This is a genomic window from Okeania sp. (genome assembly GCF_983059655.1).
Genome location: NZ_CEZPJD010000089.1, coordinates 4,591 through 16,220, shown reverse-complemented (window position 1 = coordinate 16,220; position 11,630 = coordinate 4,591). Strand labels below are relative to the sequence as shown.

Here is an 11,630-nt window from a genome sequence, read left to right as displayed (position 1 = left end):
TATCCGGAAAATCTGCGGATGTCTGCATCTATTCAAAATTCGGAGCAGGTAAGTAGTCATATTCTTTATCCATTGTTGTTTGACCCACAGACTTCTGGGGGGTTGCTTGCTGCTGTACCTGCGGAGTCAGCGAGTGCTTGTTTGCAGGCGTTACAGCAGGAATATTCTGAAAGTAGAATTATTGGTAGAGTAGTAATGTTGGATACGGGAGTACTGCCAATTAAGATTTGTTAGTAGGGAGTGGGGGAGTGGGGGAGTAGGGGAGCGGGGGAGTGGGGGAATTAATAATAAAATAGAGTTGTAGTGAGGAGAAAATTACAGTAAAGAATGAGTTGATTCAAAGTCATAAGGATTTAAAAGTTAATCATAAGGCTTTTATTGGAGCTATGCAAATTTTTGAATTATCTAAAAAATTTCCGATAGTATTACCCTATATTATAGTTGTTGAAAATTAAGCTAAAAAATAGCTAAATCCTTTATCAGTCAAAGTTTATAGCATTTTTCATGAAATCATGAAGACCTTATACAGTAAGCCTTTGAGCATTTTAAATTTTTCTTTCCCAACAACTCTATTAATAAACAAAAAAATTCAAGTAATTTTTGAGCAGGAGTATATGTTATGTCCAATTTTATAAGGGTACAGACTTATTTTTTAATATTTGGTGAAAATCTTGATACGGAATTAATAACTGAAAAACTGAAGTTTTCACCCAGTTCAGTACTTCTTCAAACAGACCCTCTCAGGACTATACTCGCAGATAGTGGTCCAAGAACTTTTGATCCCAGGTGGAATCTTGATTGTTGGAAAAATTTTTTAACTTCTAAGCAACTTAGACTTCCTCTAGATAAACAATTAGAATTTTGGGTAGGAAAGCTTTACCCAGTTAGGTCTGCTTTTCAAGAGTTTCAAAAATTGGGTTATTGGAGCGTAATTGATTGTAATATACATACAGACGATCCAGAACTCCTCTGCATTCAGTTTCGACTTACAAATAAGCTACTCCGAAAATTATCACAAATATCTATAGATGTAGATTTTGCAATTGATGTACAACCAAGCATAGACAACCCACAAATGTGTATGTTTACAGATGATGGCAATGAAGTCTCCTATTATGATATGGATGGAAAAAAATTGCCAGGCCCTCCAGATTTCTTGTAACGGCTTAGGATAAAATATATGAACAAAAAAGTTGTAGAGCTAATAGAGAAATTGAAATCCTGCGATGATAAAGTTCGTCGCAATGCTATAACGGACATAGGATTCATTTTAGAGATGTATTCTTTAAAATTATCTAGAGATGAAAGATTTGAGCAATTCAAAGGGATGCTATCTCCAGATTTGATAGAACTTTTTTTAGATGAAACTGAATTATCTGAGATTGTACCCTATCTTCAAGAAGAAATCGAAGCCAAGAATAAGGATACAGGAAGTTTAGTAGCAGTAATAGGATGTAGTTCTGCTCAGACTGGCTTATTACCCCTAGCTACAGCCATCAAAAATAGTATTGAAAACCTTAATTTAGATGAGTTAAATCAAGGGTTAATTGCATTAGAAAAGCTGTTATTTTTTGATGACAGCTTAAGTGATGCTGAAAAAAAAGATATAGTTCGGAAGAATGAATTAATGAGTAAAATATCGACTAAAATTCTGTCAGAAACACCAGTATCTCATAATTATAATTACTTACTAGAAACATATACACGTTTGATATCTCATCTTGTACTATTTTTCTTTGATGATGGTAATTACCAGTAATATCCTTTTTATTGCGAACAACTACTGAAACTGACCCTCTCAACCATACCACTCAATTTGTCTACAATGAATTAGGTCAACTCACCGAAACCATCTTCCATGATGGAAGCAGCACTAAGACCAGCTACAATGCTCTAGGTCAGCGCCAAAACACTACCGACCAAGAAGGCAAAGTAACTGAATACTTCTACGACCCACGATCGCGACTAGAAAAAGTAAATTTTGTAGGGTGCGTTAGACGGCTTAAATTCAGAGGATGAAAGGAATTTAACAATCGGTCGTAACGCACCATTTTAGTCGGTCTACTACTTTGCGGTGCGTTACGCTTGATGGACAGTAGTAAATTTTGTAGGCTCAGTTAGACGGTTTAAATTTAGACTATGAAAGGGATTTAACAATCGGTCGTAACGCACCATTTTAGTCGGTCTACTACTTTGCGGTGCGTTACGCTCCGCTAACACACCCTACTGGACTACTCTAATTATCCATTATGAAAAGCGCTGTAAAACTCAGTAAATTTTGTAGGCTCAGTTAGACGGCTTAAATTCAGACTATGAAAGGGATTTAACAATCGGTCGTAACGCACCATTTTAGTCGGTCTACTACTTTGCGGTGCGTTACGCTCCGCTAACACACCCTACTGGACTCCCCCACTCCCTACTCCCCCGCTCTACCACTAACCTTCTAAGTACAAAAAATGTAATCTCCCAAAATAATCACCAGCAACAATAGTTCTCCCATCCGGTGCAACTGCACAACGTTTGAATCCACTACTTCCAATGAAAGTAGCGATCGCCTTTTTAGTTGTTAAATCCCACAATTTCAAAGTCTTATCTTCCGAAGCAGAGATAGCTCGACTATTTGCTAATCCTACAACATCTAATACAGTTCCTTCATGACCTCTGAACACACCAACTTTATCACCTGTTTCCAAATTCCAAACTCTCACATCATAATCATAAGAACTTGAAATAACATACTTATTATCAGGAGTCACTGCCACAGAATTAACGAAGCCAACATGACCAGTCAAAACCAAAACTCTTTCTTCTGTTTCTAAATCCCAAACCATAACATTTGTATCGTGAGAACCTGAAATTACATACTTACCATTAGGACTTATTGCTATACAAGATACCTCCTCTTCATGACCTCCTAAATACCCAACTTCTTGCTTTAATTCTAAATCCCAAATCTTCATTCCACGGTTTCCCCAATATCCAGAAATAAGAGCTTCACCTTCTGGGGTTACTACCATAAAATTCCCTAAATGTAAAGGGGATAAAAAAGCATAAGTTTCTTGTTGAGTTCTGGGATTACGACATTTCATTTTTCTGATTTCAGTACTAGGTTCTGAACTGCTAAAACCAAGAAATATCTGTTTACTATCTGGAGTAATTGCAAAACAATGTACTACTCTAAAGCCTTCTATTTCTATAGTACAAACTTCAGAAAAATTTGTTAAATCCCAGACTTTTAATCTAAAGTCACAAGCAGCAGAAATTGCCCATTTACCATTAGGAGCAATAGCAACAGCATTAATCTCTTCTATATGACCAATAGGAGTATAATTTATTCGATTATTTTCCCAAACTTTTGTTAAATCCCAAACTTTTATACTAGCCTCAGAACCACAAGAAATTGCCAGTTTTCCATCTTTTGTAATGACAATATCATTTACATAACGACGATGGTCTCTAAAAGTAGCAATTTCTTTTCCTGTTTCTAAATCCCAAACTTTAATTGTTGAATCACCGGATGCAGAAACTAAGTGTTTACCATCGGGAGTTACTGCTACAGATTCAACTACACTATCATGACCAGATAATCGAAATATTTCTTCTCCTGTTTTTATATCCCAAACATAAATCCAACCGAACAAGTACTCCCATTCTCCATCAAGGTCGTACCCAATAACTCGCTTTCCATCTGGCGTAACTGCCGCTCCTTCAACTTCTGCAGTATGACCTTTAAGTGTCTTAATTAATTTCCTTGTTTTTCGACTCCAAACTTTGATAGTTTTGTCAAAGGAAGCTGAAATTATTTTTTTTCCATCCTGTGTAATTGTGACAGATTTTACTTCTGCTTTATGGGCTTTAATAGAGTGAAGAAGTTCCCCTGTTTGTAGATTCCAGATTTTAATAGTTCCATCATCAGAACTAGAAATTAATTCTTTTTCGTCTGGTGTAAGAACTACTGAAGTTACTGGTGCATCATGTCTATTTAGGGTAATTATTTGTTTTTTTTCGATTAAATCCCAAATTTTTATTGTTTCATCTGCTGAGGCTGAAATAAGTAGTTTTCTATCAGATGTTACTGCTAATGATGTGACTTCTTTTTTATGACCAGTGAGAGTAAATTCTTCTTTTCCTGTTTCCAGATTCCACACTTTAATTTGATTATCTCTAGCACCGGAAATTATTTGTTTATTATCTGCTGTAACTACTACAGTATTGATAATTTCTGTATGACCTTTGATAGTACGAATTAATTCTGTATCGGGGGGCGCGAAAGTCTGAACTAAAGGACGTAACCAAGCAGTTCTTCTACTTTTTTTTGCCCGTTTTAATAAGTTTTGAATATCTGGATTTTCAATGCCTACTAAACGACTCCAAAGTTGTTCGATTAGTTGTTTTTTATCTTTTTTAAGAAGATCTTCTGAGAGACGAATTACTCCTTGAATTAATCTCAAAGTCTCTATTTGTTGAGCATTTATATCTGAGGGTTTTGAAGGGTGTAATACTGAGTTATAATCCTCTATTAATACCTGGAGGTCATCGACAGCAATTTTAGCCTTAATAAAATCAAAATCTATTAAATATTGATATAACTGTTGAAAATTTCCAGCTTCTAATAACTCCCCAACTCTCATTTGAACAGCAGTTTTTTTGTCTTGAGCAGGAATACTTTTCAACCAGTTACGAACTTCACTCATTCATTACACTCCTCTAGATCAGTTATCAGTTATCAGTTATAGCGCTGTGCGCAGGCAATAGGCAATAGGCAATAGGCAATAGGGAGGATAAGAGGCTGATAAGATAAGACTTTTAGCTATTGGGCAGTTCCTGAAATTTGTAAATATACCAGCACACACTGCTATATCAGTCAAAATTAAAAAATCAGGTGTTGGTGAATTTAGCTATGATTTTGTGCTTAGGAAATAGGGAATAGGTAGGGACGTTGCATGCAACGTCCGTACAGATTAGTTCGTTCCTTCCTTTTGAACAAATTTATTCCTCATCCCCTATTACACTCCCAGTTTCTGTAAATCGGAAGGTGCGCGGAGAGGTTGAAATCTCCTGCTAAACATTTACTGCTGACTGCTGACTGCTGATTACTGATTGCTTATTTAACTCCAGCATCTGTGCTGTCATTGCTAAACTTTCCTCATATAAAACATCCCTTCCCCAATGTTGTAACTGTTGTGCCATCAACGCTTCTGCCTTCTGATCCGTTAATGCTGTTACCTGCTCTGTCAGACAAGACTGCGCCTTACCGCCAGATTCTAAACGCATACAACCAGTAGTTTCAGAACACAAAATTGTGCAACAATTAATATCAGCATCAGGATTAGTCGAACCCAAACGCACTCCTACTAAGTCTCCAGGAATTTCACCAAAGTCAGCAGTAGGAATAGCTGCTAATTCGGCAACAATTTCTTGATTATTTTGCCCATGAAATTTTATATGAGTAATATCATAGTCACCACCTACTTCTGCATAAGAAACTGGTTTCCAATCAAGACGACTAGCAAACCAACCTAAAAACATTAGTGCTTGAGCAGCATTTCCTTTTTCATAGTCAAGTGTAATAGTGTCAATTTCCCATAAAGCTGCCCGTCGTTTGGGAGGATCAAAAGTAGCGGCAGTTAATTCTTGCCAAGCTGAAAGACGATGCCAGTTTAGATCGGCAATATAAGTTTCGTTATCAATCAACTCCTGCATCTTTAAAAACTCCGATTCTGGATCGGAGAAGTAGCAGGAGTCCATAACTATGCAATTACTGGCCTCACACAAACTCCGAAATAATTCCTGGTCTGTGTTGGGAGTTGCTTTCCACCATACGAATTTGGGTAGATCGGGAATCATTAATGATGTTACTGTTTCACCTACCCTTTCCATTGCTGATTTTGTTCCCCGTAGAGTGACATATTCACTACAAACTAGATTTGAGGTACTTCGCTTCTGAATTGGGCAGTAGGCAGATACTTGAGCTGTTACTCCTGTATCTTCTTCTCCAATATTTGGGCATAGAGTAACTATACGACAGGGGTTTTGAGCTGCGATCGCATCTGCTAGACTAAATCCTCTGACATTAATATTTGCCACTTGTTGTCTGTCTTCTGGTTGTTTGGCAAATTCTTCGCGCAATTTGGCTAAAGTTTCTGGGTCTACTCTACCCGTGATTGGCAGTTTATATGTATTTTGTGCATTTCTAATTCCATCCCTGGTTTTTGGCCCGTGAATGCCATCAATGGGGCCTTCGTAGAATCCTAATCCCCCTAGCAATTGTTGAAATTCTTCCGGTTCGTATATTACCATGCTAAAGGTAGCAGCTCTGGTAGCAATGGGTGCTGATTTTCCTCCATTTTGACTAAGCCAAATTTTACTTAATTCTTCTTCTATTTCTCCTAGAGAGATATCTTTTGGTTGTTGTAAGGCGACAATTGGTGTAGTCATTTTTTTTGTTTGTCCTTAGTATTAGTTTTTCTTGATTTAATCTGTTGATGGTAATTATACTTGGTAATCTTGTCGTGATTTTGGCACTTGTCCTTAGTCTTCGAGACTGATTTGAGTATTTATGCCATACTTTCTTGCCTAACTATTACTAAGTAGATTGTTACCGAAAAATTGGGTTTAAAGCCCTTTTAGGGGGACTTTATGCTATAATTGAAAAAGCGGAAAGGTATTCAACCACTCTAAAAACCTATAGCTACCTAAATTGTAGCGTTTGCACCTTGAAAATTGCGGTCAGACCCCGCGTCGCCGTTAGGCGCAAGCGGTCGGACCCCGCGCCGCCGACAGCTCGCTTGCGGAACGCCGACTCCTGTGAGGGAATGCTGACCAAGAGAAGAGTTATGGGGTTTTGTACACCGAATACTTGTACATGGAAAAGCTATAAGCAACAAGTATCAGAGAACCAAAAATTTTGAGGTTTGAACTGTACCGTAGGGCATACGGGAACAGGCTCTTGGAATAGAGCAAACGCTTGGGGAGAAAACCATCTCTGGGCTAGGTATCGCAAGGTAATTAGTTTAAGTGGACTCAGTTAGCCAAGAATCCGGGTTTCAGGAGAATCTCCGTGCTTTTAGGCCGGAGAGTATGTCAATAAGTAGACTTTTGATTATATAGGATAGCGTAAATTGGCAAATTATACCTATTTTACTAAAAAAAAGTTATTTCCCATTACCCTGTAATTTAAACTTTTTTTAATAAATTTTACCCCGAATTTTTTAATCGCTAATCATATTATGTTAATTTTCAATAGTGTTTAGATATCTCTCAATGTAGTTAATAATTATTGCTATGATTTTGATTGGATTTGATTTAAGTTACTTCTCTTCAAATCTAAAACCTTACTATGTATTGTCAACTGAGTCAATCCTCTCCTTGATAAAGAAGAGGTAATTATTAATTATTAATTGTTGAATCACCTACTACCTAAAACCTAACACCTAACACCTTCTTCAAAGCATTTTGTTTTTGGTTTTACTAGAAACTAAAGCTACTAAATTATCAATATAACGACTAGCTTCCATTGGCATTACTTCCATACCATGGAGTACTTTTTGATTCAGAATAAAGTATACTAAAGAACCAACAAAAATTTTAGCAGTTGCTTCTGGATCGTCAAGGTTTAATTCTTGATGTTCTTGCAAATATTTTGTCAGAATTTCTACTGCTGGTTTTGCTATTTGAGTTAAAAATAACTTGGATAAATCTGGATATTTTCCTGACTCAGCAATAATTAATCTAACAAATTCTAAATATTCAGTATCATTGATATTTTCTGTGAGTAATCTATCCGCTAAATTGCGCAATACTTGTTCCGGTTCTCCTTCAAGTGGTTGTGACCAGACAAAATTAAATTTTTTGGTAGCTATTCGCTTGACTAAAGCTTTGAATAATCCTTCTTTATCTGTGAAATGACTATATAGTGTCTGTTTCGATACCCCTGCTGCTTTGGCTACTTTGTCCATACTGGTACAAGCATAACCATTCTTGAGAAATTCTGGTATTGCTCCTCTTAATATTTGTTCTGCTTTGCCGACAGCACCCTGGCCTTGTTTTTTCAGCCTCTTGATTTTGGTCATTAACTTTTTTCCTTGAGATTTTTTTTCTTTCTGAGTTGACATTATCAAACTTGTAGTTATATATTGTAAATATAATCAAACTATACGGTCTAGTCTAAGTATAGAATTAGTAATATGAGTATAATTTGTTTCTCCATATTGGCAAGCACAATTGTCTTATCTGACGTAGTTATCAACGGTAAGCTACAAGCCTCAAAGCGGTTATTAAACTGGATAGAAAAGGTTGGCGATCGCGCAAGCGGAACGGAGTTCTATCGCTCTCAAAATAAGGGCAATATTTCCGAAATTTCAGAATAATCTTGCTAGTAGTATTTAAGTATCAAAATTTTCACTACTGATGGCTAGTATTAGTAAAGGAAGATAAATTAGCCATTAGTATTTTTATTGGAGAAACTTCCCAAAGAGTTTTCTAGAGGTAAAATACAGATATACACTGTCAAGATGGAAAAATTATGTTTGAAAACTCTTCAATAATTAGTAAGTCTCCTGAAATTATGGGAGGCACTCTTTCAGTTATCAGTTGTCAAGATGGAGAAGTTATGTATGTTTAAAAACTTTCAAATAATTAGTACCTCTCCTGAAATTATGGGAGGCACCCCAGTTTTTGCTGGAACGAGAGTGCCAGTAGAAACACTTTTTGACTATTTAAAAGCAGGAGAGTCTATTGATGATTTTCTTGATGGTTTTCCTAGCGTTACTCAAGAACAAGTGATTGAATTATTAGAAGAAATAGGAAAACAAATTATTCGTGTAGTAGCATAGAATGAAGATTCTTTTGGATGAATGTATAGATCGTAAGTTAGCAAGAGAGTTTGTTGACTATGAAGTAAAAACTGTGCCTCAGATGGGATGGTCAGGAACAAAAAATGGTCAACTTCTTGCTCTTGCAGAAACACAATTTGATGTGTTTGTTACAGTTGACCGTAACTTATCATTTCAGTTGAATTTACCACAGTTCAATATTGCAGTAATTGTTTTACAAGCACCTTCAAATCGTTTAGTAGATTTGAAAATTTTAATGCCAAAAGTTATAGATGTTCTAGCTACAGTATCTAAAGGAGAAGCTAGAGTTATTAGTTTATAGAAGTAGAATTTTAAGAAAAAATTTGAGTTATTTTCATATTTACCCTTTAGGATGCAGAAAAAGTTAAAACAACTTTTGTAATAAACTTTTCAATTTTTTTGTTAGTTTGTTTATACTCCCCTTTTCCATCTACTAAATATTCGGGTACTTTTATATTCATTGCTAAACTAAAACCGTTTTCAATTTGTGAAAATAAGTTTAAATTTTGTTCAAACCTTAACATTAGGTTCTTTTTTTCACGATTTTTAACTAGAAAATTAATGTCTTTGTCTTGAGACAAAAAGTTTTCAGAAATGTATTGTTTAGCCGATTCTATATCTGGAAGAGAGCCTTTAAATTCTGCTGATATTTTGTAGAGTTCTTTTTCTACACTTTTAGTAAAAGATTCTCCACCTGTATTGAACAAGTCAAAAATACTAAAATTCGATTTCAAATTGAAATCTTTATTAGACTCAAACTCTCGATCTTTTTGATTAATTAATTCAACTTTTTTCGCACCCAAGTAACCAGCAACTGTTGTGTAGTGTTGCCATTTTGTGAAAATAACTTCAGTCTTAATTTTTTCTGCATCAAATTTTAAATAATCGTTAGGATTATAGGCGTTTTGAATAAGAATATTCCCCGGCTCAATCAAACCTTTTTGCTGTAAGGATTGTAAAAAACTTTGACTACTTTCATCGTATAAATCAATAGATTCTTCTACGATACACAACCCATTTTTTATTTTATTAGTTCCCTTCATTAAAATTGAATTTTTTGATTTTCTATAAGCTGGCTCATACTTAATTCTCTCAGCCATACCTGTAGGTAAAACTAAAATAACTTGGCGTTTACCAGGATTATCAACTGGAATATTTGCTTCATATCCATAAGGAAAAGAATATTCTTCTGTCATATATCTCCTTTATTTATCTCTTATTAGTAACATAATAATGTTATTTATAGAAATTAACAATCCTACTAAAATTAACTCAATTTCACTAAAAAAGTATTTGATGATTATTAAGGTTAGTATTACAGGAGTAAAAATTTTTATTAATAGTTTACCTATGCGTAAAAATTTTCTTTTGTCTTGATTTTTATAATAAATCTCACGCAAATTAAACTCTATGGTTTCTAACTGATTTTCTTGAATTGGTTGTTCAATTTTTTCAGCAAAGTCTTGAATTTTGTTTCTAATTTCAAAAACCCAGTCTTCAAAGTTGTAATTTAAAGATGATCCAGGTAATTTCCCTTTAATGCCTATTTTTGCCGGGCGTTTAGTTGCATCTAACTTATTAGTCATAGCTTCAATATAAAAGTCTAAATTACTAGACAAAATATTTATTTGATTTTCTGTAACTTCCGCAATTCCAGCAACATTTAATTTATCAATACTTTTAATTACTTCTTGACCTTCTATACTATCCGAGTCAACAGTTCTGGTATTTTTGACAATATAAATAGAAATATTTTTATTGTAATTTACAATATAAAAATACAAATCAGTATTCATGTTACTTTTTAGATTAAGGATTTAAGTATTCCGAGAACTAATTGACTAGCAAAATTTTGAGAAACAAGACTTCCAGTGACCCATTCAATTTTTGTTTTTGGAAAATCTAGACCACCAGTAATCTCTGTAAAACGATCCCTAAAATTTCTGTGATAACGTGAACTTAAATAACGAGAGACACTCTCTTCATTGTCAATTTCACCAAAATGATTACCAACTATAATTAACTTTGAGAATGATTTTCCTTGCCAGAACTTTAAATCTCTTTGCCACTGACAAAAATGATTAAAATCTACTTCTAGAGCAGCTTTGTACTTTTTTCTATCATACTGATTACCTGTAAGATTAAGCAATAAATCACTTCTAACAACATAAATAATACAATAGCTCTGATTAAAAGTATCTTTTTTCAAATCATAGAGGTCGCGTTGACCACCTACATCAAAAAAATTTCTTAATTTAATAATTGATTCTTTTGAATGTTTAAATTTTATTTTTATTGTTTCCTCGTTTTCTCTGGTACTTGTACTCTCAATACCATGCACTAATTTATGGGTAAGGATAAACTTATACAACACTGATTTTCCGCAATTATCAACCCCTAAAATTCCCAGATTAATTCCAAATAAATCAATATCTATTTTGTCGAAAAATGAATTGTCATCTTTTAAACTTGTATGCCATTCCATATATATTCACTATTTTGAGATAGTAAGCAAGGAAGTTATGAAATTTCTCTACACTATATTTAGTTAGTAATTACATCGCTAATTTTTAGTAGCAATCGTAAGGTCTATAGCTGTAACGTACAGGACGACTATAGTGATAACTAACAGGGCGACGATAATAACGTTGAGAACGACTATAACCGTAACAATCATCGAAATTATGACCACCATTAATAGTGGCAGATTCTCAGGAATTACAGTTAAGTATTCTTCATAGGCGGGTAATATCCGGATAATTATCTACTTCTTCT

At 34.7% G+C, this 11,630-nt stretch carries 12 protein-coding genes and 1 pseudogene; 7 read left to right on the top strand and 6 right to left on the bottom strand.

Annotated features, from left to right (window positions below; all coding sequences use genetic code 11):
* From AC3DU7_RS07960 to AC3DU7_RS07945, 4 genes and pseudogenes are all read left to right on the top strand, one after another.
* Positions 1–234 (top strand): annotated as a pseudogene (locus AC3DU7_RS07960) (selenide, water dikinase SelD); the annotation flags it as partial.
* Between the two features lie 385 nt (positions 235–619).
* Positions 620–1,162 (top strand): DUF4279 domain-containing protein, encoded by a 543-nt coding sequence (locus AC3DU7_RS07955; protein ID WP_488038817.1) that lies wholly within the window; start codon positions 620–622, stop codon positions 1,160–1,162.
* Between the two features lie 18 nt (positions 1,163–1,180).
* Complete coding sequence (locus tag AC3DU7_RS07950; protein ID WP_488038816.1) at positions 1,181–1,759, top strand: hypothetical protein; 579 nt, start codon at positions 1,181–1,183, stop codon at positions 1,757–1,759.
* Positions 1,760–1,770: 11 nt separating this feature from the next.
* Entirely contained in the window at positions 1,771–2,019 is a 249-nt protein-coding gene (locus tag AC3DU7_RS07945; protein ID WP_488038815.1) for a hypothetical protein, read from the top strand.
* A gap of 416 nt (positions 2,020–2,435) precedes the next feature.
* Here AC3DU7_RS07945 and AC3DU7_RS07940 read toward each other — a convergent pair whose 3' ends face one another.
* The 3 genes from AC3DU7_RS07940 to AC3DU7_RS07930 form a co-directional block, all read right to left on the bottom strand.
* Positions 2,436–4,694 carry a WD40 repeat domain-containing protein gene (locus AC3DU7_RS07940; protein WP_488038814.1) on the bottom strand — a complete coding sequence of 753 codons (2,259 nt, stop codon included), beginning with the start codon at positions 4,692–4,694 and terminating at the stop codon, positions 2,436–2,438.
* Between the two features lie 367 nt (positions 4,695–5,061).
* Positions 5,062–6,438 carry a glucose-6-phosphate dehydrogenase assembly protein OpcA gene (gene opcA, locus AC3DU7_RS07935; protein ID WP_488038813.1) on the bottom strand — a complete coding sequence of 459 codons (1,377 nt, stop codon included), beginning with the start codon at positions 6,436–6,438 and terminating at the stop codon, positions 5,062–5,064.
* 1,007 nt (positions 6,439–7,445) lie between these two features.
* Positions 7,446–8,114 (bottom strand): TetR/AcrR family transcriptional regulator, encoded by a 669-nt coding sequence (locus tag AC3DU7_RS07930; protein ID WP_488038812.1) that lies wholly within the window; start codon positions 8,112–8,114, stop codon positions 7,446–7,448.
* 72 nt (positions 8,115–8,186) lie between these two features.
* Between AC3DU7_RS07930 and AC3DU7_RS07925 the strand changes: the two genes are divergently transcribed.
* The 3 genes from AC3DU7_RS07925 (at position 8,187) to AC3DU7_RS07915 (ending at position 9,156) form a co-directional block, all read left to right on the top strand.
* Positions 8,187–8,369, top strand: coding sequence for a hypothetical protein (locus AC3DU7_RS07925; protein WP_488038811.1), 183 nt, complete (start codon positions 8,187–8,189; stop codon positions 8,367–8,369).
* Positions 8,370–8,615: 246 nt separating this feature from the next.
* Complete coding sequence (locus AC3DU7_RS07920) at positions 8,616–8,834, top strand: DUF433 domain-containing protein (RefSeq protein WP_488038810.1); 219 nt, start codon at positions 8,616–8,618, stop codon at positions 8,832–8,834.
* Position 8,835: 1 nt separating this feature from the next.
* Positions 8,836–9,156, top strand: a complete 321-nt coding sequence (locus AC3DU7_RS07915; protein ID WP_488038809.1) for a DUF5615 family PIN-like protein — start codon at positions 8,836–8,838, stop codon at positions 9,154–9,156.
* A gap of 46 nt (positions 9,157–9,202) precedes the next feature.
* On the opposite strand, the gene AC3DU7_RS07910 is transcribed toward AC3DU7_RS07915, so the two are convergent.
* From AC3DU7_RS07910 to AC3DU7_RS07900, 3 genes are read right to left on the bottom strand one after another with little or no spacing between them, the layout of a single operon-like run.
* On the bottom strand, positions 9,203–10,051 hold the full coding sequence (locus tag AC3DU7_RS07910; RefSeq protein WP_488038808.1) for a hypothetical protein: 849 nt from the start codon (positions 10,049–10,051) through the stop codon (positions 9,203–9,205).
* Positions 10,052–10,060: 9 nt separating this feature from the next.
* Entirely contained in the window at positions 10,061–10,651 is a 591-nt protein-coding gene (locus tag AC3DU7_RS07905; protein ID WP_488038807.1) for a hypothetical protein, read from the bottom strand.
* Between the two features lie 8 nt (positions 10,652–10,659).
* Positions 10,660–11,340, bottom strand: a complete 681-nt coding sequence (locus AC3DU7_RS07900) for an ADP-ribosylation factor-like protein (protein ID WP_488038806.1) — start codon at positions 11,338–11,340, stop codon at positions 10,660–10,662.
* Positions 11,341–11,630 lie beyond the last annotated feature (290 nt).

Coding starts and splice junctions, on each gene's coding strand:
- AC3DU7_RS07955 (WP_488038817.1), top strand. CDS start 620: ATGTCCAATTTTATAAGGGTACAGACTTATTTTTTAATATTTGGTGAA.
- AC3DU7_RS07950 (WP_488038816.1), top strand. CDS start 1,181: ATGAACAAAAAAGTTGTAGAGCTAATAGAGAAATTGAAATCCTGCGAT.
- AC3DU7_RS07940 (WP_488038814.1), bottom strand. CDS start 4,694: ATGAGTGAAGTTCGTAACTGGTTGAAAAGTATTCCTGCTCAAGACAAA.
- opcA (WP_488038813.1), bottom strand. CDS start 6,438: ATGACTACACCAATTGTCGCCTTACAACAACCAAAAGATATCTCTCTA.
- AC3DU7_RS07930 (WP_488038812.1), bottom strand. CDS start 8,114: ATGTCAACTCAGAAAGAAAAAAAATCTCAAGGAAAAAAGTTAATGACC.
- AC3DU7_RS07925 (WP_488038811.1), top strand. CDS start 8,187: ATGAGTATAATTTGTTTCTCCATATTGGCAAGCACAATTGTCTTATCT.
- AC3DU7_RS07920 (WP_488038810.1), top strand. CDS start 8,616: ATGTTTAAAAACTTTCAAATAATTAGTACCTCTCCTGAAATTATGGGA.
- AC3DU7_RS07915 (WP_488038809.1), top strand. CDS start 8,836: ATGAAGATTCTTTTGGATGAATGTATAGATCGTAAGTTAGCAAGAGAG.
- AC3DU7_RS07910 (WP_488038808.1), bottom strand. CDS start 10,051: ATGACAGAAGAATATTCTTTTCCTTATGGATATGAAGCAAATATTCCA.
- AC3DU7_RS07905 (WP_488038807.1), bottom strand. CDS start 10,651: ATGAATACTGATTTGTATTTTTATATTGTAAATTACAATAAAAATATT.
- AC3DU7_RS07900 (WP_488038806.1), bottom strand. CDS start 11,340: ATGGAATGGCATACAAGTTTAAAAGATGACAATTCATTTTTCGACAAA.